Here is a 22,919-nt window from a genome sequence, read left to right as displayed (position 1 = left end):
GGTTGAAGCGATGCGTCAGCTAAAGCTTTCGAGAAGTAACGGGTACAGCGAAATCACCAGTAGTGCGGCCATGCCCCAGTTGAACACGCGCAGCCAGCGCGGATCCTTCAGCACATTGCGCAACAACGTACCGCACGCCGCCCAGACGCCGACACTCGGCAGGTTGATGATGGCAAACACCGCGGCAATCACCACGACATTGGTGAAATAGCCCTGCATCGGCGTGTAGGTGCTGATGGCGCCGATCGCCATGATCCACGCCTTGGGATTGACCCACTGAAACGCGGCCGCGCCGAGGTAGCTGATCGGCTTCGCCTCGCCTTCGGCGCTATCGCCGACCGGCCCCGAGTGGGCGATTTTCCACGCCAGATACAACAGATACGCCGCGCCGACATAGCGCAGAACCGTGTAGAGAATCGGATAGTTCTGAAACACCGCGCCGAGGCCAAAGCCCACGGCCACCACCAGAACAAAGAAGCCGCAAGTAATCCCGAGCATGTGCGGGATGGTGCGGTTGAAGCCGAAATTCACTCCCGATGCCAGCAACATGGTGTTGTTCGGCCCCGGCGTAATCGAGGTGACAAGGGCAAACAGGGCAAAGCCCAACAGCAGGTCAAGCGAGAGGTTCATGGCAGGCAATCCATCAGGGTCATTCAGGTGTTGACCCTATCCCACACCGCCCGGCAAGCCCACGGACAGTTGGGTAAAACTTCTACCAGTACAGTTTGTTTTCAGCTAGGACGACCGTGCAGCTGTACGGCACGTTCGGCACTCATTTCAGCTTTTTTGTCGAACTGGGTCTGACCGAGTAATTGCGCTTTTTTCGCGTGGTATTCGTCGAAGGACAGGCCGCTGCGATTGAGCGCTTCCATCGCCAATTCGCGGGATTCTTCATCAGTGTAAGGACGCAGTTCCGGCGAAACGTGTCCGGCACAACCGGCGAGTACGGAGACAGCGAGCAACAGGGAAACAGTCAGTAAACGATTCATGGGAGCGTCCTGGCGAGCAATGGGGAGTCGATGGACAAAGGCTACGCCCGGGCACGCTCGCGCAGAAATCAACGCTCTCAATAGTGGCTATCAGAAAATCGACACGCGTCGGCGCATATCTCCTAACGATCTATAAATATCAATTAACGTTCTTTTACGGAATAACAAACTGCCTTTATAACTTCATCCATGCGCCGACCACTGTTGCTCCAGCAACTGTTGCCCAGCCAACACCGATTCAACAAAGCGCCCTGATATTCACAGGGACGATCGCCACGCTAACGCTAAACGCCTTGTAAACCGGGGCTTCCAGGAATTGGTACAGCGCTTGCTCAGAACCGGTGAATCATTCACTGCTCGCTGAGCAACTGTTGAAAAAGGAACTGATCATGTCGCGTCCCCTGAAAGTCGTCGCCCTCTCCGGCGGCACCTGGCGTCCGTCCCGTACCTTGGTGCTGACCCAAGCCCTGCTCGCCGAACTGGCCGGGCACCTGACCATCGAAAGTCATTTGATCGAACTCGGTGATATCGCTCGCCCGCTCGGCGCTGCGCTGTCGCGTCAGGAACTCAGTGCCGAAGTTGAAGCCGAGTTGCAGGCCATTGAACAGGCCGATCTGCTGATCGTGGCCGCGCCGGTTTATCGCGGTTCCTACCCGGGTCTGCTCAAGCACTTGTTCGACCTGATTGACCTCAACGCACTGATCGACACGCCGGTGCTGCTCGCCGCAACCGGCGGCAGCGAACGCCATGCGCTGGTCCTCGATCACCAGTTGCGGCCGCTGTTCAGCTTTTTCCAGGCCATGACCTTGCCGATCGGTGTGTACGCCACCGAAGCCGACTTCGCCGATTACCAGATCACCAGCGAACTGTTGAAAGCGCGCATCCGCCTAGCGGCCGAACGCGCAGCGCCGCTGTTCGCCACACAAATCAAACCCTTGCTGAAAATTGCCTGAGGAGCCGTTCATGGATGTTTTCTGGTTCCTGCCGACCCACGGTGATGGCCACTATCTGGGCACCACCCAAGGCGCGCGCCCGGTCACTCTCAACTATTTGAAACAAGTGGCGCAGGCCGCTGACAGCCTTGGTTACCACGGCGTGCTGATTCCCACCGGGCGCTCCTGCGAAGACTCCTGGGTGATCGCTTCGGCACTGGTGCCTTTGACCGAGCGCCTGCGTTATCTGGTGGCGATCCGTCCGGGGATCATCTCGCCGACGGTCTCGGCGCGCATGGCCGCAACCCTCGATCGACTGTCCAACGGCCGCTTGTTGATCAACGTGGTAACCGGCGGCGATCCGGACGAGAACCGTGGCGACGGCAGTTTCCTCAGCCACGCCGAGCGCTATGAAGTCACCGATGAATTCCTGAAGATCTGGCGCCGCGTGTTGCAAGGCGAAGCGGTGGATTTCGACGGCAAACACCTGAAGGTGCAGAATGCCAAGGCGCTGTATCCGCCGGTGCAGAAACCCTATCCGCCGCTGTACTTCGGCGGCTCCTCCGATGCGGCGCATGATCTGGCCGCCGAACAAGTCGACGTCTATCTGACCTGGGGCGAACCACCGGCCGCTGTCGCGGAAAAACTCGCCGATGTACGCGAGCGCGCGGCTCGGCACGGGCGCAAGGTCAAGTTCGGCATCCGCCTGCATGTGATCGTGCGCGAGACCGCCGAAGAGGCCTGGAAAGCCGCGGACAAACTGATCGAACACATCAGCGACGAGACCATTGAAGCGGCGCAGAAATCCTTCTCGCGTTTCGACTCCGAAGGTCAGCGGCGCATGGCGGCGTTGCATGATGGCCGTCGCGATAACCTCGAAATTGCCCCTAACCTGTGGGCCGGCGTCGGCCTGGTGCGCGGCGGTGCCGGTACGGCATTGGTCGGCGATCCGCAGCAAGTGGCGGCGCGGATCAAGGAATACGCGGACCTGGGCATCGAGAGTTTCATCTTCTCCGGTTATCCGCATCTGGAAGAGGCTTACCGCTTTGCCGAGCTGGTGTTCCCGCTGTTGCCCGAGCCTTACGCCAGTCTGGCCGGGCGTGGTGTGACCAATCTGACCGGGCCGTTTGGCGAAATGATTGCCAATGATGTGCTGCCCACGAAAGCCGATGCCTGAACCGGCCCCACTGTAGGAGCGAGCCTGTTCCGGGCGGCGTTCCGACGAATGCGGTGTGTCAGCCAACGATGATGTCGATTGTGCTGACTTCATCGCGAGCAGGCTCACTCCTACAGGGGATTGCGTCGATTCTTTGAGGAATACCGTGTGACCGCCAAACCACAAAGTACTTTGTTATCCCCGCTGCAGACCGCCCGCCAACTGGCCGCCGAATTTGCCCTGACCGCCGTCGAGCGTGATGAACGTGGCGGCACACCGAAGGCCGAGCGTGATGCCCTGCGCGACAGCGGCTTGCTGGCCTTGAGTATTCCGACCCGCTACGGCGGCCTCGGCGCCAGCTGGAGTGAAACCCTGCAAGTGGTCCGCGAGTTCGCCAAGGTCGACAGTTCGATCGCCCACGTTTTCGGTTTTCATCATCTGATGCTCGCCACCGTGCGCCTGTTCTCGCGACCGGAACAATGGCAGCCGTGGTTCGAACAGACCGCGCGGCAGAACTGGTTCTGGGGCAACGCGCTGAACCCGCTCGACACTCGCACCGTGGTCAAGGACCTCGGTGGCTGGCGCGAGTTTTCCGGGAAGAAAAGCTTCTGTTCCGGCGCCAGCGATTCACAGATGCTGATCGCCTCGGCGGTCGATGAAAGCGCCGGCGGCAAGTTGCTGATCGCGGCGATTCCCAGCGGCCGCAGTGGCATCACCCTGCACAACGACTGGAACAACATCGGCCAGCGTCAGACCGACAGCGGCAGCGCCACGTTTGAACGGGTGCGCGTCGAAGAGTCGGAACTGCTGCTCGATCCCGGCCCGTTGAGCACGCCGTTCGCCTGCTTGCGACCGTTGATTGCGCAACTGACCTTCACACACATGTTTCTCGGGATTGCCGAAGGCGCTTTCGAAGAGGCGCGGCAATACACCCTCAGCGAAACCCGGCTCTGGCATAAATCCTCGGCGCGCGATGTGCGCGAAGATCCGTACGTGCTCGCGCATTACGGTGAGTTCTGGGTGGCGCTGGAAGGCATTCGTCTGCTGGTCGAACGCGCGGCCGCATTGCTCGATGAGGCCTGGGCCAAAGGCGCGAACCTCAGCGCCGAAGAGCGCGGTCGTGTCGCCACCGCGATTGCCACCGCCAAAGTCGCCGCCAGCCGCCAGGGTCTGGAGATTTGCAGCCGCTTGTTCGAAGTGACCGGCGCGCGTTCGACACACGCGTCCCTTCGTCTCGACCGCCACTGGCGCAACCTGCGCACGCAGACCTTGCACGACCCGCTGGACTACAAACTCCATGAGTTGGGCGACTGGGCGCTGAATCAGTCGCTGCCGGTGCCGACCTTCTATTCCTGACCTGCCTGCATTTGAACTGAAAAGAAGGACGAGCCCATGCAACTGCTGACCCTACCGCCCTCCCCCGCGCTCGCCACGTCGATCCGCGCCACCGCGCAGGTGTTCGAAGACCCGAAGTCCCAGGCCCTGCTCGAGCATCTGCAGCAGGTCGCGCCGAGTGAAGCGAGTGTGCTGATCATCGGCGAGACCGGCACCGGCAAAGAATTGGTGGCGCGGCATATTCATAACCTCAGCAATCGCCGTCATCGGCCGTTTATCGCGGTCAATTGCGGGGCGTTTTCCGAATCGCTGGTGGAAGCGGAATTGTTCGGTCATGAAAAAGGCGCGTTCACCGGCGCGCTGAGCGCCAAGGCCGGATGGTTCGAGGAAGCGGATGGCGGCACGTTGTTTCTCGATGAGATCGGCGATCTGCCGATGGCGATTCAGGTGAAGTTGTTGCGGGTTTTGCAGGAGCGCGAAGTGGTGCGGCTTGGCTCGCGTAAAAGCATCCCCATCGATGTACGGGTGCTGGCAGCGACCAACGTGCAACTGGAGAAAGCCATCAATGCCGGCCATTTCCGCGAGGATCTGTACTACCGCCTCAATGTGGTCAACCTGGAATTGAGTCCGTTGCGTGAGCGTCCCGGCGATATCCTCCCGCTCACGCGCCATTTCATCGAGGCCTACAGCCAACGCCTCGGTTACGGTCGGGTCAGTATCAGCCCCGGCGCCGAGCACAAGCTGCGTGCTTACAGTTGGCCGGGCAACATTCGTGAACTGGAAAACGTTATCCACCACACCCTGCTGATCTGCCGCAACGGTGTGATCGAACGCGATGACTTGCGCCTGTCGAATCTGCGCATCGATCGCCCGGACGATCATCACAGCAGTGCCGACGATTCACCGGAGGCGTTGCTGGAACAGGCCTTTCAAAAACTCTTCGCGCAGCAGGCCGGCGCGTTACACGAAAAAGTCGAAGACGCCTTGCTGCGCGCGGCGTATCGCTTCTGCCATTACAACCAGGTGCACACCGCCGCGTTGCTCGGTTTGAGCCGCAACGTCACGCGCACGAGGCTGATCAAGATCGGTGAACTGGCGGTGAACAAGCGGCGGCTCACGGAAAATCTGCAAGGCGAGCGCTTGATCCAGCTGTCGATCTAGCCAACCAGGTGACAGTGCAGCGCATCGTCGTGACTGCGGGCGATGCTGCTCAGCACCTGAAACGAGTTGAAGGTGACGGTTTTCGCCTGATGGGTGTGAATCAGTTGCCAGAAATCCTGCTCGCCGCTCTCGAAGCTGCGAAATGCCGCCTCCCCCGCTTCGCGGGATTGCCATTGCAGAAAACTCAGCACCCGCCGGCCGTCATCGCTGGCTTGCACACTGGCGCTGACAAAACCGTCGTAACGCTGAGCCAGGCGCTCGGTTTGCCTCGACAGTGCGGTGACCAGCGCAGGTTGTTGGCGTGGTTCGATTTCAAATTCGATCAATTGGGTAAAACTGCGGTTGTTCATGGAATGCCCCCACTCAGCGTAAGACGAGCCTTGCGACTCGAAGACCTGCAGGGTAAAACCTCCAGTTAAGTCAAGGTCAAGAGCTGTCTTCAAATGATCAGCAAAGAAAATGTGCACAAACAGTTGACGGTTGGCGAAGTCGCCGCACGCAGTGGCGTGGCCGTCACCGCCCTGCACTTTTATGAATCCAAGGGCCTGATCAAGAGCCAGCGCAATGCCGGCAATCAGCGACGCTATCCGCGTGAAGTGCTGCGTCGGGTGGCGTTGATCAAAGTCGCGCAGCGGCTGGGGATTCCGCTGGCGGAGATTGGCGAGGCACTGAAAATCCTCCCGCAGGATCGTGCGCCCAGCGCGGCCGACTGGAAAATCCTTTCGCAGCAATGGCGCCGGGAACTGGATGAGCGAATCGAGCAACTGACGCTACTGCGCGATCGGCTCAATGGCTGCATCGGTTGCGGCTGTTTGTCGATGGAGGCCTGCCCGCTGCGCAATCAGGGCGATGTGCTGGGTGAACAGGGGCCAGGGCCGCACTTTCCCGAAGACTGACGCTCGTCGGGCAAAAATCTGCATGGCGAAGACGGTTCTATAGTGAATCTTCCACAAATCCGGTGGAGCCACATCCCATAGAACAACAATCAGGGAGAACGTCATGAGCGTCAAACCCATTCCCGAGGGGTATCACAGCATTACCCCGTATCTCGGCATCCACAAAGCCGCCGAGGCCATCGATTTCTATAAAAAAGCCTTCGGCGCCACCGAAGTCATGCGTCTGGACATGCCCGACGGCGGCATCGGCCACGCCGAACTGCGCATTGGCGACAGCGCGATCATGCTCGGTTCGCCGTGCGATCAGGGGCCGTTGAGCAGTCCTGATAAAGCCGTGTCGGTGGGTTTGCATCTGTATGTGACCGATGTCGACAAGTCGTTTCAACGGGCGCTGGATGCCGGCGCGACGACGGTGTCCGAGGTCAATGATCAGTTTTACGGTGATCGCAGCGGGACGTTGAAGGATCCGTATGGGCATCTGTGGTTTCTTGCCTCGCGCAAGGAGGATCTGACTGAAGAGCAGATCAAGCAGCGGGCGATGGAGATGTTTCAGCAAGGTTGAGGATTTCAGTGTCTGGACTGGCCTCTTCGCGAGCAGGCTCGCTCCCACAGGGTTTCGTTCGGTGGCATAGATAATGGTCACACCGGAAATTACTGTGGGAGCGAGCCTGCTCGCGAAGGGGCCGGCACTGGCGACCCGAGCCTCATGAACACACTTCATGAACCGGCCCACCACGCTTTGCCCCTTGCCGCAAACGCCGGACAATTTCAGGATGCAGCCAACAAGAACCCTGAAAAAGGATCAGCCCGATGTTTGCCGGATTCCGCAAAGACCAGCGCCACGTCAACGGCGTCGACATCGCCTACCGCCTCGGCGGCAGCGGCCCCGGCCTGTTGCTGTTGCACGGCCATCCGCAGAGCCACGTGATCTGGCACAAGATTGCCGAACAACTCGCCGAACACTTCACCGTGGTCGCCGCCGACCTGCGCGGTTACGGTGACAGCAGTCGCCCGGCGGCCGATGAGTTGCACATTAATTACTCGAAACGCGAAATGGCTCGCGACAATGTCGAGTTGATGCAGTCGCTGGGCTTCGAAGAATTTTCGATCCTTGCCCACGACCGCGGCGCACGGGTCGCCCATCGTCTGGCCCTCGACCACCGCGCCGCCGTGCAACGGATGATGCTGCTCGACATCGCGCCGACCCTGTCGATGTATGCGCAAACCAACGAAGCCTTCGCCCGCGCGTATTGGCACTGGTTCTTCCTGATCCGGCCGGCGCCATTGCCGGAAACCTTGCTCGAAGCCGATCCCGAGAGTTATCTGCGCAGCGTGATGGGCAGTCGCAGCGCCGGACTCAAGCCGTTTACTGATGCAGCCTTCGGCGAATACCTGCGTTGCCTGCAACAACCGGGCAGCGCCCGTGGTATCTGCGAAGACTATCGCGCCAGCGCCGGCATCGATCTTGCGCACGACCGCGCCGACATCGCGGCCGGGCATCACCTGAATCTGCCACTACGCGTGTTGTGGGGCGCCGAAGGCACGGTCGGACGCTGCTTCGAGCCACTCAAGGAATGGCAGCAAGTGGCGGCCAACGTCAGCGGTCAGGCATTGCCCGCCGGCCATTACCTCGCCGAAGAAGTTCCCGAGCTGCTGCTGGCCGAAGCACTGGCCTTTTTGCGCTGAGCAGAGGCATCGAGCCTCGGTGCTATGCTGGCGGCTTGTGCCGCCAGTGTTCGTTTTGACATGTCCCAGAAGAAAGACACCGTGCCCCTGCCCGAAGACCTGCGTGTGCTGCTCACCGTGATCCGCAAGAACGGCTTTGCCGCTGCGGCCGATGAGTTGGGCCTGTCTCCGGCCTATGTCAGCAAACGCATCCAGATTCTCGAAACCACCCTTGGCACTCGCCTGTTGCACCGCACCAGCCGTCGCGTCTCGCTGACCGAGGATGGCGAACGCGTGCAGCGCTGGGCATTGCGCATCCTCGATGATTTTCAGCAACTGCACGACGAACTGTCCGACGCCCACGACAGCCCGCGTGGGCGTTTGCACATCTGCAGCAGCTTCGGTTTCGGGCGCAATCACGTAGCCCCAGCGGTGTCGTTGCTGGCCGAACGTTATCCAGAACTGGAAATTCGCCTCGACCTGTTTGACCGGGTGGTGGACATCATCAATGAAGGCTTCGACCTGGAGATCCGCGTCGGCGATGACCTGCCCGGCCAGCACATCGGTCGACGCCTGGTCAGTAATCGGCGAGTGCTGTGCGCGGCTCCCGGTTATCTGCAACGTCGCGGTACGCCACAAACCCTGGACGAACTGCAGCAGCACGATTGCCTGGTGATCAAGGAGCGCGACAACGCCTTTGGTGTCTGGAATCTGGATCGCGATGGCGGACAAGAAAGCGTGCGGGTCAGCGGGCCGTTGTCGTCCAACAACGGCGAGATTGTTTTGCAGTGGGCGCTGGATGGGCGTGGGGTGTTGTTGCGGTCGTTGTGGGATGTAAAGCCGTTGCTGGAACAAGGGCGCTTGGTACAGGTGCTGGACGAATACAGCCAGAGTGCCAATGTCTGGGCGGTGTACCCGACACGGCTGGCGCATTCCGGGAAATTGCGCGCGTGTGTGGAGTTTTTGCAGGCGCATTTCAAAAGCCTGTCGCTGTAGCCAGAACACCACCCCCCTGTAGGAGTGAGCCTGCTCGCGATAGCGGTGGATCGGTCAAAGTTGTTGTGTCTGACACACCGCTATCGCGAGCAGGCTCACTCCTACAGGGGATCAGTGGTGTGTCAGCAAAGCCAAGGGTTGTTGGCCAGATGTTCGCGTTCGAAGGCCTTGATCTGTTCGCGGCGTTGCAGGGTGCTGCCGATAGCGTCCAGACCGAGGAGCAACGCAGTCTTGCGCAGGGTATCAATCTGGAAATCGATTACGCTGCCATCCGCCAGGCTGATGTGTTGGGCCTCCAGATCAATACTGATCCGCGCCGTTTCAGCCTGACCGGCAAGCTGTCCGATGCGTTGCACCTGCGCTTCATCCAAGGTGATCAGCAACACCCCGTTACGCTGGCAATTGTCGTAGAAGATCCCGGCGAAACTGCTGCCGATCAACGCGCGGATGCCCATCTGCTGCAAGCCCCAGACCGCATGCTCACGGCTCGAACCGCAACCGAAATTCGGCCCGACCAGCAGAAAACTTGCGCCCTGCCATGCCGGTTTGTTCAACACGAAATCGGGGTCGGGGCTGCCATCGCGCAAAAACCGCAGATCGAAAAACACCCCGCGATCCAGCCCTTGCCGGTCGATGCCTTTGAGAAACTGCTTGGGCATGATCACGTCCGTGTCGACATTGGCCGCCAATAACGGTGCGGCCTGGCCGCTGACTTGCGTGAAGGGCTGCAGGCTCATGAGCGTTCTCCAAAGTGGCGGATATCGGTGAGTCGACCGCTGATTGCCGCTGCGGCGACCATTGCCGGGCTCATCAGGTGGGTGCGGGCACCGGCGCCCTGACGGCCTTCGAAATTGCGGTTGGTGCTGGACGCGCAGCGGTCGCCGGGGGCGAGGACGTCGTCGTTCATCGCCAGGCACATCGAGCAGCCCGACTGACGCCATTCAAAACCGGCGTCGATAAAGATCTGCGCCAGCCCTTCGGCCTCGGCCTGAGCGCGAACTTCGCTGGAGCCGGGGACAATCATCGCCCGCACATGCCCGGCCACGTGCTGACCGCGCACGACGCTGGCGGCATCTCGCAGGTCTTCGATCCGCGCGTTGGTGCACGAACCGATAAAGGCGTGGCTGATGACGATATCGCTGAGCGCCATGCCCGCTTCCAGGCCCATATAGTTGAGGGCGCGGCGCATGTCCTGACGCAGGATCGGGTCGCTGATCGCTTGCGGATCCGGGACTCGCGCACCGATCGCGGCAGCCTGATCGGGGCTCGTGCCCCAGGTGACCATCGGTTCCAGCACGCTGGCATCGAGGTGAATCTCGCGGTCAAACACCGCGCCCGGATCACTGCGTAATTCGCGCCACTTCTCCACGCCCCGCTCCCACAACTCGCCTTGCGGCGCTCGCGGCTTGCCCTTGAGATAAGCGAAGACCTTGTCATCCGGCGCCATGAATGCGCCGCGCGCGCCGGCCTCGACTGCCATGTTGCAGATGGTCATGCGCGCTTCAACGCTGAGGGCGTCGATGGTCGAGCCGCAGAACTCGATCGCGTAGCCGCTGGCCCCGGAGGCGCCGATGCGGCCGATCAGGGCCATGATCACGTCTTTGGAGGTCAGGCCCGGCGCCAGTTCGCCGTCCACAGTCACGCGCAGGCTTTTCAGACGTTTGTAGACCAAGGTCTGCGAGGCCAGCAGATGCTCGATCTCGGAAGTACCGATGCCGAAACCGAAGGCGCCGAGCGCGCCATAGGTGGTGGTGTGGCTGTCGCCAGCGGCAATCACCATGCCGGGCAGAATAAAACCCTGCTCCGGGGCGATCACGTGTTCGATGCCCTGACGTTTGTCGAGAATGTCCAGCAACTCGATGCCGAAATCGCGGCAGTTCTCCGCCAGATACGCCACTTGCCGGGCGCCGCCCGCGTCAGGCATTGCCGCGACGCGCACAGGCGTGGTCGGGTTGACGTGATCGACCACTGCCAGCGCCGTGCCCGGCCGCCAGACGTCGCGTCCGGCGGCACGCAAACCGCTGAATGCCTGCGGGCTGGTGTATTCGTTGATCACCTGACGATCGATATACAGCAGGACATGGCCCTGATCGTCGAGGCGGCACACCGTGTGCGAATCGATATGTTTGTCGTAGAGGGTTCTGGGACTCATCAGGGCGCTCACTCAGGGAAATCGGGTGATTCCCATCATAGGGAGCGCGGGTAGGCCATCAATTGGCAGAGAGTAATGGCGTCATCCATGAATCGTGTTTGATCCCCTGTACGCAGCAAAACCCTGTAGGAGCTGTCGAGTGCAACGAGGCTGCGATCTTTTGATCTTGTTTTTAAAGATCAAGATCAAAAGATCGCAGCGTGCCGCAGCTCCTACAGTGGAATCTCTCACACCCTGCGAATTGGGAAACATTTGCTTTCATATCATCCTTCGGGATTTTCCGCGCTCATCCGTCCTATATAGATGCAGGCCGTTCGCGTAGGCAAAAGCCACGACCGGTCGTTCGGGGATCCCGTGCTGCGAAGCCCGTAGCCACGCGCCCTTTCACCGACAACAAGACGCGCAATCATGTCGAAGAAATCCCGCTCCAAACTGTGGTTCCTCGTTCATAGCTGGCTGGCATTACCGATCTGGTTCTTTGTCCTGATCGTCTGCGTCACCGGCACCCTGGCGGTGGTCAGCCAGGAGATCGTCTGGCTGGCCAACCCGCAGATGCGCGCCAGCCAGCCAGCGGACGATGCGCCGCGACTCGGTTATGAGGAAATCATAACGGCCATCAAAACCGCAGAACCGCTGGCACTGGTGCAACGCATCAGCCGCCCGGACGAATCCCATTTCGCTCTTGATGTCACGCTCAGCTATCCGGACGGGCGTTCGTTGGTGACCTACGTCAACCCATATACGGGTGTTATTCAGGGTACGGCACCGCAATTCAATTTCCAGGCATTCACCCGCGCCCTGCATGGCTGGTGGCTGGTGCCTTTCACCAACGGTTATAGCTGGGGCTGGTATCTGGTATCGGCTCTGAGCTTTCCGCTGCTGGCATCGCTGATTACCGGGCTGGTGGTCTATAAACGGTTCTGGAAAGGCTTTTTCAGCCCCACGCTGCGTTTTCGTCACGGTGCGCGGATTTTCTGGGGTGATTTCCATCGCCTGAGCGGTATCTGGTCGATCTGGTTCATCGCGGTGATTTCCATCACCAGCACCTGGTTTCTGATTGAAGCGGTGCTGTCCGATAACCACATTTCCATTTCCAGCGAAGCGATCATTCCAGCCATGGCCCGTGACAGCGTGCCATTGACTGCCGATGGTCTGCCACCCGCCCGGATCAACCTGGATCGCGCCATCGAAATCGCCCAGCAAAAAATCCCCGGGCTGGAAGCCAGTGACATCAACATGCCGTTCAATGCCTACAGCCACCTCGATATCCGCGGTCGCGGCTGGTATCCCCTGATGTTCCAGAGTGCAACACTCAATCCCTACAGCGGCGATATGGCGTCTTCTCGAGTGCTGTCCGACCGCTCCTCGCTGGAATTTGTCACCGAATCCATGCGCCCGCTGCACACCGGTGATTTTGGTGGACTGTGGATCAAGCTGATCTGGTTCTTCTTCGGGCTGATCCTGAGCATGATGGTGCTCAGTGGCTTGTTGATCTGGACCAAACGCACTGCCCTGGCCACCGCCAACGCGCTCAAGCGCGAGAACAAGAAACAACGCGCCAATGCGCAACCACTCGTCAACCGTGAACCTTCGGAGGCCAGCCTGTGAGCAAGATCACCACCGCCCCTCAGCCTTCACGACTGAGCCTGTTCTGGCATAAATGGCGCTTTCACATCAACGTTCTGTTGCTGCTGATCCCGCTGGGGTTCATGCCCAAATACTTCTCCGACGCGGCGCTGTTTCGCGGTGACGCCGGCCTGGGCGAGCGCGAAATCGGTGAAATACAGGTCGGGCCGTGGAGCCTGCGCCTGGCCGAGCTGCGCAATGAAGCGCCACGCTCCGACGGTCCCGCCGGTTACCTGAAAGCCTTCAGCGCCGCGCTGTGCACCGCCTGCGTCGAGCCGGTCAAGGCAACTTACCTGCGTATCGGCAAACCGCGCAGCCTGCGCGCCGCCGGGGTGATTTTCTTCGGCACGCCTTACCGCATGGGCACGCAACTGCCGGTCCCGGTAAAAACCCCGGCCGACGCCGAACTGTGGATCACCATGGAAGGCTGGGACGGCAGCATGCATCAGGCTTCGATCCCTCTGAGTCAGGCCTCCCCCGCCACCATCGCCTGGTTGAACCAACAAGGAGCCAAACCATGACCCGCCCTTTCCGCCTGCGGCTGAGCGCCGTGCTGCTGGTGCTGTGCGCCGGCTTCAGTGCCAGCGCGCTGGCCCACAACCCGATGTGCGAATGCAAAGCCATCGACGCCGAGCAGATCAAATGCACCGGCGGTTTCTCCGACGGCAGCGGCGCGCCGGGGGTGACCCTCGATGTGATCGGCTATGACGAAACCATTCTGGTGCCGGGCAAACTCGGCAGTGATTCGACCCTGACCTTCAAGAAACCCGGCGCCGAGTTCTACGTGCTGTTCGATGCAGGTCCGGGCCACGTTGTGGAAATCGATCAAGCGGATATCGAAGCCCCATGAGCACACCAACCACCCAAATCGTGCGTCCGGCCGGTGCCGGTCATGAAACCCTCAATGTGCTGCTGTTGTGCCTGTTGATCCTTGCGGTCGCCGGCTCAGTCGTCGCGTGGCGCGGGGTTTCCCATGAACCGGAGCCGGTGGCCACCAATCAACTCGACGCGCGCCGCGACCTCAGCGCTTCCGAACAAGGCATCTACGCCGACCTGCGGGTGACCCTCGATGAAATCCGCTTGCTGCGCGAAGAACAGCAAGCCCTGCCGACGCCGCAAACCCTGGCCGACGAAGGGTTTGCTCCGTTTGCCCTCGACGCAAGTTCGGTCAGTCGCGGGGGCCACGCCTGGCAGTTGCTGGGGAATACCGCCTATTTCGGCCATAGCCAAAGCACAGCCGTCGCCGGTTCGTTCGTGATGTTGCTCAGCGCTGACAACAAGGCTGCGCCGGACATCTGGCTCAACCGCGATGCCAATCTGCAAGCGCCGACCGAACTGACCGAAGCCGCCTTGTCCGCCTCTGGCTGGAAACAGATCGTCGCGCAATACGATGCCGGGGTTACCCGCGAACATCGCCATTGATTCCTCGCCCTCATCCGAGAGAAGACCGTTTGCCCATGTCTATTTCATCGCCTCGCCGTCCATTGTTGCGTCTGTTCCTGCTCGGCCTCTGCGCCTGCCTGCTGAGTCCACTGGCCAGCGCCGATCAGGCCAAACGCCTGCGCATCGGCATTACCTTGCACCCGTATTACAGCTATGTGGCGAACATTGTCGGCGACAAGGCCGAAGTCGTCCCACTGATCCCTGCCGGTTTCAACCCGCACGCTTATGAGCCAAGGGCCGAGGACATCAAACGCATCAGCGGGCTGGATGTGATCGTGCTCAACGGTGTCGGCCATGACGACTTCGCCGACCGCATGATCGCCGCCAGCGAAACGCCGAACATCAAAACCATCGAAGCCAACGAGAACGTGCCGTTGCTGGCCGCCACCGGGGTTGCCGCACGCGGTGCCGGCAAAGTGGTGAACCCGCACACGTTCCTGTCGATCAGCGCCTCCATCGCTCAGGTCAACAACATCGCCCGCGAACTGGGCAAACTCGATCCGGACAACGCCAAGACCTACAGCCAGAACGCCCGCGCCTACGGCAAACGCCTGCGGCAGATGCGCGCCGATGCCCTGGCCAAACTGACTCAAGCGCCGAACGCCGAACTGCGTGTGGCCACCGTGCACGCGGCTTACGACTATCTGCTGCGGGAGTTCGGCCTGGAAGTGACTGCTGTGGTCGAACCGGCGCACGGCATCGAGCCAAGCCCAAGCCAGTTGAAGAAGACCATCGACCAATTGCGTGAACTGGACGTGAAAGTGATCTTCTCGGAGATGGATTTCCCCTCCACTTACGTCGAAACGATTCAGCGTGAGTCCGGGGTGAAGCTGTACCCGCTGTCGCACATTTCCTACGGTGAATACACCGCCGACAAGTACGAAAAGGAAATGACCGGCAACCTCAACACCGTGGTGCGGGCTATTCAGGAGTCGGGCGCATGACTTCCAGAGAAAACCTTTCCCCCGAAAACACCGAGCCCCCTGTGGGAGCGACGGTGCGACGATTCGACCTGCTCGCGAAGGCGCCGGATCAGCCGACATCTTTGTTGAATGACACACCGCTATCGCGAGCAGGCTCACTCCTACAGGTTATGGGGCCGACGCTGGATTTCGCGCAGGTTTGTCTGACGCTGGGGCGCACGACGATTCTGGACAAGGTCACCTTCCAGGTGCAGCCCGGCAGCGTACACGCGCTGGTCGGCCCGAACGGTGGCGGCAAGAGTTCGCTGATCAAAACCCTGCTCGGGCAAATGCCCCATCAGGGCCGGCTCAGCCTGCAATGGCCCGGCGAACCCGGCACCATCGGTTATGTACCGCAGGCGCTGGAGTTCGATCGCGGCCTGCCAATGACCGTCGACGATTTCATGGCGGCCATGTGTCAACGTCGCCCGGCGTTCCTCGGTTTGAGCAAGCGTTACGCCGGTGCCATCGGCGAAGCGCTGGAACGCGTCGGTATGCAGGACAAACGCAAGCGCCGCATGGGCGCGCTGTCCGGCGGGGAACGGCAGCGGGTGCTGCTCGCACAAGGCTTGATTCCGGCGCCGCAACTGCTGGTGCTGGATGAGCCGATGTCGGCCCTTGATGAAGCCGGGATTCAGGTGTTCGAGCGCCTGCTCAATGACTGGCGCGCGGCGGGCATCACCGTGCTGTGGATCGAGCACGATCTGGAAGCGGTCGGACGCCTGGCCAATCGGGTCACCGGTCTGAACCGTCGTGTGCTGTTCGACGCCACGCCACAACAGGCGCTGACCCCGGAACGTCTGCTTACGCTGTTTTCCACCCATCCACGGAGCGCTGTCTGATGAGTTACGAAGCCTTTCGTTTGATGGTGCAAGGCTGGGCCTCGTCCGGTTATCTGCCGGAAGCGCTGGCCTACGGTTTCGTGGTCAATGCGTTGCTCGCCGGCCTGCTGATCGGCCCGGTACTCGGCGGCCTCGGCACGCTGGTGGTGGTCAAACGCTTCGCGTTTTTCTCCGAAGCAGTCGGCCACGCGGCGCTGACCGGTGTCGCCATCGGCATCCTGCTCGGCGAACCCTACACCGGCCCGTACGGCAGCCTGTTCGGTTACTGCCTGTTGTTCGGCATTCTGCTCAATTACCTGCGCAACCGCACCGGTCTGGCGCCGGACACCTTGATCGGCGTGTTTCTGTCGGTGTCGCTGGCACTGGGTGCGAGTCTGCTGCTGATTCTCGCCGGCAAGATCAATGTGCACATTCTCGAGAACGTGCTGTTCGGTTCGGTACTGACTGTCAACGGCAACGATCTGGCGGTGCTGGCCATCGTCGGGTCACTGGTCATGGCTCTGGCCTTGCCGTTGTACAACCGCATCATGCTCGCCAGTTTCAACCCGCAACTGGCGGCCGTGCGCGGGGTGGCGGTGAAGACTCTGGATTATCTGTTCGTGATTCTGGTGACGCTGATCACCGTGGCGGCGGTGAAAGTCATCGGTGCGATTCTGGTTGGCGCACTGCTGGTGATTCCAGCGGCAGCGGCGCGTTTGCTCAGCCAGTCGCTCAAGGGTTTCTTCTGGTGCTCGGTGCTGATCGCCACGGTCAGCACGCTGTGCGGGATCCTCGCGCCGATCGTGTTTGACCTGCCGATTCCGTCCGGCGCCGCGATCATTCTGGTTGCCGGTATTGCCTTCGCCCTCGCCGCCATTGCGCGCGGGGTTGTCCCGAGCTTGAAAGGGAATCTTGGATAAATGACTTTTTCACTGCGAAAACTGACCTTGGCCATGACCCTGTGCGGCGTGGTCTGCACGCCGTTGATGGCGGCCGAAAAAGCTAAGCCGCTGCAGGTACTGGCCTCATTGCCCATCACCTTTGGCTTGGCAGAAGCGCTGCTCAAGGGCACTGATGTCAATCTCGAACGCGCGGCGCCAGCGAACCTCCCGGGCAGCCGTCAGAGTGCCTACTTTACGGGGCGTGGAGCTCCGGCCCTGAGCAAACTGGCAACCGGTGCCGATGCCGTCATTGGCGTGCGCTCGCTGTGGCCAGATGACCAGTTGTACCCGATCGCCCGCCGCAGCAACATCCGCATCGTTGAAGTCGATGCGGCGCGTCCGGTCGACGGCGCCCTGCCGGGCATTGCCGTTCAACCGGATCTGAAGGTCGATGGCTTGAACAGTCAGCCATGGCTGGCAAGCAACAACATGGGACGCATGGCGGATGTGATGGCGGCGGATCTGGTGCGCCTGGCACCGAGCGCCAAGCCGAAAATCGAGGCCAACCTGGCGACGTTGAAGCAGCGTTTGCTGAAGCTCAGCGCCGACAGCGAAGCGCGTCTGGCCAGTGCCGACAATCTGAGTGTGATGAGTCTCAGCGATCACTTTGGTTATCTGATCGGCAGCTTGAATCTGGAACTGATCGGCGAGGATCCACGGCCTGATGCCGAGTGGACGGCTGAGGATCTGAAAAAACTCACGGCAACGCTCAAGGACAATGATGTCGCGGTGGTGCTGCATCATCGGCAGCCATCGGACGCGGTGAAAGCGGCAATTGCCGAGTCGGGCAGTCATCTGGTGGTCTTGAGTACCGATGCGGCGGATCCGGTGGCGGAGCTGGAAGGCAATGTGGATTTGCTGCTCAAGGGCTTGAGCGGGGCTTAGTTTCAGTCGGAACTGCGTTATCGTTCTTCGCGAGCAGGCTCGCTCCCACAGGGTTTTGTGCACGACACAGATCCCATGTGGGAGCGAGCCTGCTCGCGAAGGGGCCAGCACGGGCAACACAAATCCAAGGCAAAAAAAACCCGCTGACTGTCACCAGTCCAGCGGGTTTGTTTTTGCCCGGCCGCTTATTGCGCGGCGGCCTGCCCTTCCATCTTCTGGCGCAGGCTCAGCGGACGCATGTCAATCCAGGTTTCTTCAATGTAGGCCAGGCATTCCTTCTTCAGGCCGCTCTTGCCCACAGTGCGCCAGCCTTCTGGCACGGCTTTGTAATCCGGCCAGATCGAGTATTGCTCTTCGTGGTTGACCACGACTTGAAAGAGGATGTCCTCGCGGTCGAATACTGACGTCATGCTGCTTCTCCATCGTTGTAAGGGTGGGCTGCACGCGGGGTGCAGCCGGGTATGTAGAAAGAACGTTCGGCGCGGCGAAAAATTTACAGCGACGCGATGGCGGCGGCCAAAGCGCGACCGAAGATTTCCGCAACATGGTCGATTTCAGCTGCGGTAATCACCAGCGGCGGCAGGAAACGCACCACCGCGCCATGGCGACCGCCCAGTTCCAGAATCAGGCCGCGTTTGAGGCATTCGCGCTGGACCATCGGCGCCAGTCGCGCAAACGCCGGCGGATGACCGAGCGCATCCAGTGGGCCGTTCGGCTCGACCAGTTCGACGCCGAGCATCAGGCCACGACCACGAATATCGCCCAGTTGCGGGAAGTCGCGTTGCAGGATGCGCAGGTGCTCGCTGAGGCGCTCGCCCATGGCAGAAGCGTGTTCGCAGACCTTGTGCTCAACCAGATAACGCATCACCGCAGAACCTGCCGCCATGGCCATCTGATTGCCACGGAAGGTGCCGGCGTGTGCGCCCGGTTGCCAGGTGTCGAGCCAGTCGCGATAGACCACCACGGCCAACGGCAGGCTGCCGCCGATGGCTTTGGACAACACCACCACATCCGGGGTGATACCGGCGTGTTCGAAGGCAAACATCTTGCCGGTACGGGCGAAACCGCTCTGGATCTCGTCGACGATCAGCGCCACACCAGCCTTCTCGGTGATCCGGCGCAAGCCGCGCAGCCACTCGATGTCCGCCGGAATCACCCCGCCCTCACCTTGCACCGCTTCGACGATCACCGCTGCGGGCAGCTGCACGCCGGCCTCGGGGTCGTTGAGCAGGTTTTCCAGGTAACTCAGGTTGGCTTTTACACCCGCCGCGCCACCGAGGCCGAACGGGCAGCGGTAGTCATACGGGAACGGCATGAACTGCACGCCATTGCTGAGCAAGGCGCCCAACGGCTTTTTCGGCCCGAGGCTGCCCATCAGGCTCAACGCACCCTGGCTCATGCCGTGATAACCACCGGAGAACGACAGCACGGTGCTGCGCCCGGTCGCCGTGCGTACCAGCTTCAGCGCCGCTTCCACAGCATCGGTACCGGTCGGCCCGCAGAACTGGATTTTCGCTTCAGCCGCGAGGGCCGATGGCAGCAGACCGAACAGATCCTGGACAAACTGATCCTTGACCGGCGTGGTCAGGTCGAGGGTGTGCAGCGGCAATTCATCGGCCAGCACCTGCTGGATCGCTTCGATCACCACCGGGTGGTTATGCCCCAGCGCCAGCGTGCCGGCACCGGCCAGGCAGTCGATGAAGGTGCGCCCTTCGACGTCTTCGACGTACAGGCCTTTGGCGCGTTTCAGGGCCAGCGGAATACGTCGTGGATAGCTGCGGGCGTTGGATTCCTGTTGAGCCTGACGGGCCAGCAATGGCGATTCACTGAACTGGTACAACGTTTCGGCCGGCGCCGAAGTAACCCGAGCCGACGACTCTTCGATAAGGCTGGTGGCGACTGACATCTCTCGACCCCTCAATTGGCTATGGATAGTGACCAAAACAGCACACCGGACAGGTGCGCATTCCGATCACGGGGCGCACTTGCAGGTTTTCCTGTTCTGGAAACGCTTAAGGGGCCTGAGGATTTAGCCCGTGATCGAGTTGTCAGCCCGGCAATGCCAACGGCTTGCGCATGGGCAGGGCCTGCAAGCCTCGGTATTCGAAGGGCGGCGCAGACTCGCGATAACCCAGACGCCGATAAAAAGCGCGGCCGGTGCGCGTGCTGTTGAGGTCAGCGTGAAGCACTCCGCGAACCCGCAACCAGCCCTCCAGATCCTGCATCAGCGCCCGCCCGACGCCGCGCCGAAAGGATTCCGGCTGCACGTAACACAACGAAATGTCGCCACCGGCCTGGGCCATGCCGACACCGACCGGTTTGTCCGCCAGCAACGCGATACACAGATAGAAGTGCGGGTCGGCGAGCCGGGCACTGATGAAATCGGCGGACTGCTGGCCGATCCAGTCGCTGACGAGTGGCGGGTGATTACGGTGATCGAGTGCACAACCGATGCGGATCGAACGTTCGATGATGCGGCTGATGATACCGGCGTCGGCCAGGATGGCCGGACGAATGCAGATGGGTGCTTCCATGGCGCAGTTCCCTCAATCCATTGAGTCAAAGCTGCGTTGACCTTACCCCCAGGCCAAGCGGATAGCGAACGTCGAGAGGTTACATTTGATGTGCCACATCACCCTCCCCCCTGTGGGAGCGAGCCTGCTCGCGAAAGCGGTTTGCCAGCCACATTGATGTTGAGTATGCCGCCGTCTTCGCGAGCAGGCTCGCTCCCACAGGGGATTTGCGGTGAGGTCAGACAGGTTGCAACGGCATGGTCAGTTCGACCCGCAGGCCATCCGGTCGGCTGTCGAAATGCAGGGCGCAGTCACAACGCTGGACGATCGCCTGAACAATCGCCAGGCCAAGGCCGCAACCGGTGCTCTGGCCGTTGCGCCAGAAGCGCTGGGTCAGATGTTGCAGATCATCCGGCGCGATCCCCGGGCCATGGTCGCGCACAACAAACCGTACGCGGTTGCCAATGGTCTCCAGGCTCAGCTCAACCGCACAATCCTCGGCGGTATGACGCAGGGCGTTGTCGAGCAGATTGCGCAGCGCCGCAATCGACAGCACGGCCGGCATCTGCAGCGCTGCAGCGGAAAGCTCGGTCGGCAGTTGCAGTTTGATGCGCAGGCGCTCGCCACCCGTGGCGTCTTGAATCGCCAGGCGTGCCACTTGCTCGGCGCAGCATTGCGAACCGTCATCGAACGACAGACTGCCCTCGACCCGCGCCAGCAATAGCAATTGTTCGAGCGTACGATGCAAGCGATCAGCGCCCTCCTCGGCCCGCGCCAGCGACTGATCGCGGGCGCTGCCATCGGTCATGCGCGCAACTTGCAGATGGGTCTTGATCGCTGTCAGCGGACTGCGCAGCTCATGCGCCGCGTCACCGGTCAAACGGCGCTCACGCTCAATGGTCTTGCCGATGCGCTGGAACAACTGGTTCTGTGTTTCGAGCAGCGGCTTCAATTCGCTGGGAAAAGTCTGAATCTGCAATGGCTCGAGCGAGTCGGCGTTGCGCCGCATCAGCGCCTCACGCAGACGGTTGAGCGGCGCCAGCCCCTGGCCGATGCCCAGCCACAACAGGCACAGGCAGCCGAGCAGCGCCACGCCCACCGGCACCGATGCCGCCAGCAGAATCGACATGTTCAGGGCTTCGCGCTCGATCTGCCGATCGGCCGTGGTGATGCGCACATCGCCGCGGGCCAGGGTGAAGCTGCGCCACGGCGCGCCGTCGATCATCTGGTCATGGAAGCCCATCTTCTCGGCTTCCAGTGCCTGTTCGGGATTGTTGTGGCTGCGCGCGAGAATTTCCCCGCGCAACGAACTGACCTGGCAGGCCATGCCGCCGGGGATATTCAGTTGCTCGGCACTGAAGTGGGTGCCCTCGCCTTTGCTCGGCAAAGTCGGCAACTGTTCCAGCAGCCCGGCGACCATGCGCGCCGACGCCACCAGACGCTGGTCGAGGGAAAACATCATCTGATTGCGCAGGTCACTGAGCATCCAGGCCGCCGCCAGCGCCCAGATCAGCGCAAACGCAGCGCCGAGGGTCAGGCTCAGGCGCAGTCGCAGGCTCATCACTTGTCTTGCTCTCCACCGTCGGCCGGGCCAAGGCGATAGCCCAGACCGCGCACGGTTTCGACGATGCCTTTACCCAGTTTGCTGCGCAGGTGATGGATGTGCACGTTCAGCGCGTTGCTTTCCAGTTCATCGTTGAAGCCGTAGACGCTGTCTTTCAACTGTTCGGTGGACAGCACCCGCCCACGATTGTGCAGCAGCGCCTGCAACAGCGATTGCTCGCGGCGCGACAGGTCCACCGGTTGCCCGGCCAGCATGGTTTCACGACTGCTCGGGTCGTAGGTCAGCGCACCGTGCTCGATCAGGTTGACGCTGCGCCCGGCAACCCGGCGCAACAGGGTTTGCAGACGGGCGAACAGTTCACGCAGATCGAACGGTTTGAGCAGGTAATCGTCAGCCCCGGCCTGCAGACCGTCAACGCGGTCGGTGACCGAGTCGCGCGCGGTCAGAATCAGCACCGGAATTTCCAGGCCGCTCTGCCGCAATTGTTGCAGCAACTTGAGGCCATCTTCGTCGGGCAAGCCGAGATCGAGCACCATCACGTCAAATTCGGCGACCTTGAGCATCGCCCGCGCTTTCGACGCGGTGTTGACGTGCTCGACGGTCAAACCCTGAGCCGTAAGACCGGCAACGATGCCACTGGCAATCAGCTCATCGTCTTCGCAAACCAGTACGTGCATGGGTGCTCCGTGGATAAAAAAGGCGAGTGAAGCAGGCGAGGATTAAGCGGCAATTATGACCGTCACCGGTGTTTACGCAAAGCCGGGCAAAAACATCGGGGCGCCACCTGACGCTGGGACTCACTCTGCGCTGAAACTTTCCCACTAATAAAGAAACACATTCTCCCTATGTAATAACCCTTCGATCATTTAGTTTTCGACCGGT

At 61.0% G+C, this 22,919-nt stretch carries 26 protein-coding genes; 16 read left to right on the top strand and 10 right to left on the bottom strand.

The window, feature by feature from the left end; translation table 11 throughout:
- Positions 1–15 precede the first annotated feature (15 nt).
- A complete protein-coding gene (locus tag ACOYXJ_RS18715) occupies positions 16–630 on the bottom strand; it encodes a LysE family translocator (RefSeq protein ID WP_150792937.1) in 615 nt (204 codons plus the stop codon).
- A 101-nt stretch (positions 631–731) separates the two neighbouring features.
- Positions 732–989, bottom strand: a complete 258-nt coding sequence (locus ACOYXJ_RS18710; protein ID WP_007917547.1) for a hypothetical protein — start codon at positions 987–989, stop codon at positions 732–734.
- Between the two features lie 389 nt (positions 990–1,378).
- Here ACOYXJ_RS18710 and msuE point away from each other — a divergent pair, with 389 nt between their 5' ends.
- From msuE to ACOYXJ_RS18690, 4 genes are all read left to right on the top strand, one after another.
- Positions 1,379–1,942, top strand: coding sequence for an FMN reductase (gene msuE, locus ACOYXJ_RS18705; RefSeq protein ID WP_007917546.1), 564 nt, complete (start codon positions 1,379–1,381; stop codon positions 1,940–1,942).
- Positions 1,943–1,952: 10 nt separating this feature from the next.
- Positions 1,953–3,098 (top strand): FMNH2-dependent alkanesulfonate monooxygenase, encoded by a 1,146-nt coding sequence (gene ssuD, locus ACOYXJ_RS18700; protein ID WP_460370916.1) that lies wholly within the window; start codon positions 1,953–1,955, stop codon positions 3,096–3,098.
- Positions 3,099–3,245: 147 nt separating this feature from the next.
- Complete coding sequence (locus tag ACOYXJ_RS18695; protein WP_460370914.1) at positions 3,246–4,433, top strand: acyl-CoA dehydrogenase family protein; 1,188 nt, start codon at positions 3,246–3,248, stop codon at positions 4,431–4,433.
- Between the two features lie 36 nt (positions 4,434–4,469).
- Positions 4,470–5,573 carry a sigma-54 interaction domain-containing protein gene (locus tag ACOYXJ_RS18690; protein ID WP_110720988.1) on the top strand — a complete coding sequence of 368 codons (1,104 nt, stop codon included), beginning with the start codon at positions 4,470–4,472 and terminating at the stop codon, positions 5,571–5,573.
- Here the strand turns inward: ACOYXJ_RS18690 and ACOYXJ_RS18685 are convergent.
- Positions 5,570–5,923 carry an antibiotic biosynthesis monooxygenase gene (locus ACOYXJ_RS18685; RefSeq protein WP_137217724.1) on the bottom strand — a complete coding sequence of 118 codons (354 nt, stop codon included), beginning with the start codon at positions 5,921–5,923 and terminating at the stop codon, positions 5,570–5,572. The genes ACOYXJ_RS18690 and ACOYXJ_RS18685 overlap by 4 nt on opposite strands.
- A gap of 93 nt (positions 5,924–6,016) precedes the next feature.
- On the opposite strand from ACOYXJ_RS18685, the gene soxR reads away from it, so the two are divergent.
- From soxR to ttdR, 4 genes are all read left to right on the top strand, one after another.
- Positions 6,017–6,469, top strand: coding sequence for a redox-sensitive transcriptional activator SoxR (gene soxR, locus ACOYXJ_RS18680; protein WP_077573871.1), 453 nt, complete (start codon positions 6,017–6,019; stop codon positions 6,467–6,469).
- 103 nt (positions 6,470–6,572) lie between these two features.
- Entirely contained in the window at positions 6,573–7,031 is a 459-nt protein-coding gene (locus ACOYXJ_RS18675) for a VOC family protein (protein WP_460370911.1), read from the top strand.
- A 248-nt stretch (positions 7,032–7,279) separates the two neighbouring features.
- Positions 7,280–8,155, top strand: coding sequence for an alpha/beta fold hydrolase (locus tag ACOYXJ_RS18670; RefSeq protein WP_460370909.1), 876 nt, complete (start codon positions 7,280–7,282; stop codon positions 8,153–8,155).
- Positions 8,156–8,179: 24 nt separating this feature from the next.
- Positions 8,180–9,130, top strand: a complete 951-nt coding sequence (ttdR, locus tag ACOYXJ_RS18665; protein ID WP_460370907.1) for an L-tartrate utilization transcriptional activator TtdR — start codon at positions 8,180–8,182, stop codon at positions 9,128–9,130.
- A 122-nt stretch (positions 9,131–9,252) separates the two neighbouring features.
- On the opposite strand, the gene leuD is transcribed toward ttdR, so the two are convergent.
- Positions 9,253–9,867 carry a 3-isopropylmalate dehydratase small subunit gene (leuD, locus tag ACOYXJ_RS18660; RefSeq protein WP_460370905.1) on the bottom strand — a complete coding sequence of 205 codons (615 nt, stop codon included), beginning with the start codon at positions 9,865–9,867 and terminating at the stop codon, positions 9,253–9,255.
- On the bottom strand, positions 9,864–11,282 hold the full coding sequence (leuC, locus tag ACOYXJ_RS18655) for a 3-isopropylmalate dehydratase large subunit (RefSeq protein ID WP_460370903.1): 1,419 nt from the start codon (positions 11,280–11,282) through the stop codon (positions 9,864–9,866). The genes leuD and leuC overlap by 4 nt, the downstream gene beginning before the upstream one ends.
- Positions 11,283–11,690: 408 nt before the next feature.
- On the opposite strand from leuC, the gene ACOYXJ_RS18650 reads away from it, so the two are divergent.
- The 8 genes from ACOYXJ_RS18650 (at position 11,691) to ACOYXJ_RS18615 (ending at position 17,960) form a co-directional block, all read left to right on the top strand.
- Positions 11,691–12,890, top strand: coding sequence for a PepSY-associated TM helix domain-containing protein (locus tag ACOYXJ_RS18650; protein WP_150706413.1), 1,200 nt, complete (start codon positions 11,691–11,693; stop codon positions 12,888–12,890).
- Positions 12,887–13,429: a thiamine pyrophosphate-binding protein gene (locus ACOYXJ_RS18645; protein ID WP_150792945.1), complete on the top strand. Its 543-nt coding sequence runs from the start codon at positions 12,887–12,889 to the stop codon at positions 13,427–13,429. The genes ACOYXJ_RS18650 and ACOYXJ_RS18645 overlap by 4 nt, the downstream gene beginning before the upstream one ends.
- Positions 13,426–13,758 carry a hypothetical protein gene (locus tag ACOYXJ_RS18640; protein WP_150792946.1) on the top strand — a complete coding sequence of 111 codons (333 nt, stop codon included), beginning with the start codon at positions 13,426–13,428 and terminating at the stop codon, positions 13,756–13,758. The genes ACOYXJ_RS18645 and ACOYXJ_RS18640 overlap by 4 nt, the downstream gene beginning before the upstream one ends.
- Positions 13,755–14,330 (top strand): DUF6162 family protein, encoded by a 576-nt coding sequence (locus ACOYXJ_RS18635; protein ID WP_460370900.1) that lies wholly within the window; start codon positions 13,755–13,757, stop codon positions 14,328–14,330. Before ACOYXJ_RS18640 ends, ACOYXJ_RS18635 begins: the two co-directional genes overlap by 4 nt.
- A gap of 35 nt (positions 14,331–14,365) precedes the next feature.
- Positions 14,366–15,295: a metal ABC transporter substrate-binding protein gene (locus ACOYXJ_RS18630; RefSeq protein WP_460370898.1), complete on the top strand. Its 930-nt coding sequence runs from the start codon at positions 14,366–14,368 to the stop codon at positions 15,293–15,295.
- A 149-nt stretch (positions 15,296–15,444) separates the two neighbouring features.
- On the top strand, positions 15,445–16,155 hold the full coding sequence (locus ACOYXJ_RS18625) for a metal ABC transporter ATP-binding protein (protein WP_460372980.1): 711 nt from the start codon (positions 15,445–15,447) through the stop codon (positions 16,153–16,155).
- A complete protein-coding gene (locus ACOYXJ_RS18620) occupies positions 16,155–17,054 on the top strand; it encodes a metal ABC transporter permease (protein ID WP_007917717.1) in 900 nt (299 codons plus the stop codon). The genes ACOYXJ_RS18625 and ACOYXJ_RS18620 overlap by 1 nt, the downstream gene beginning before the upstream one ends.
- The gene (locus ACOYXJ_RS18615) at positions 17,055–17,960 is read left to right on the top strand and encodes a metal ABC transporter substrate-binding protein (protein WP_460370896.1); all 906 of its coding nucleotides are present in this window, start codon (positions 17,055–17,057) and stop codon (positions 17,958–17,960) included.
- A 185-nt stretch (positions 17,961–18,145) separates the two neighbouring features.
- On the opposite strand, the gene ACOYXJ_RS18610 is transcribed toward ACOYXJ_RS18615, so the two are convergent.
- The 5 genes from ACOYXJ_RS18610 to ACOYXJ_RS18590 all read right to left on the bottom strand — a co-directional run bounded on the left by ACOYXJ_RS18610 (position 18,146) and on the right by ACOYXJ_RS18590 (position 22,714).
- Complete coding sequence (locus ACOYXJ_RS18610) at positions 18,146–18,370, bottom strand: MbtH family protein (protein ID WP_460370894.1); 225 nt, start codon at positions 18,368–18,370, stop codon at positions 18,146–18,148.
- Between the two features lie 83 nt (positions 18,371–18,453).
- Positions 18,454–19,866 (bottom strand): diaminobutyrate--2-oxoglutarate transaminase, encoded by a 1,413-nt coding sequence (locus ACOYXJ_RS18605; protein WP_460370892.1) that lies wholly within the window; start codon positions 19,864–19,866, stop codon positions 18,454–18,456.
- 142 nt (positions 19,867–20,008) lie between these two features.
- Positions 20,009–20,494: a GNAT family N-acetyltransferase gene (locus tag ACOYXJ_RS18600; protein ID WP_460370890.1), complete on the bottom strand. Its 486-nt coding sequence runs from the start codon at positions 20,492–20,494 to the stop codon at positions 20,009–20,011.
- Between the two features lie 217 nt (positions 20,495–20,711).
- Positions 20,712–22,034 carry an ATP-binding protein gene (locus ACOYXJ_RS18595; RefSeq protein WP_460370888.1) on the bottom strand — a complete coding sequence of 441 codons (1,323 nt, stop codon included), beginning with the start codon at positions 22,032–22,034 and terminating at the stop codon, positions 20,712–20,714.
- Positions 22,034–22,714, bottom strand: a complete 681-nt coding sequence (locus ACOYXJ_RS18590; protein WP_016985441.1) for a response regulator — start codon at positions 22,712–22,714, stop codon at positions 22,034–22,036. The genes ACOYXJ_RS18595 and ACOYXJ_RS18590 overlap by 1 nt, the downstream gene beginning before the upstream one ends.
- Positions 22,715–22,919: the final 205 nt, after the last annotated feature.

The sequence above is a fragment of the Pseudomonas sp. Tul2A7 genome, assembly GCF_054790505.1.
The sequence above is the reverse complement of the archived record's forward strand: the minus strand, read 5'-3'. Positions and strand labels throughout refer to the sequence as shown.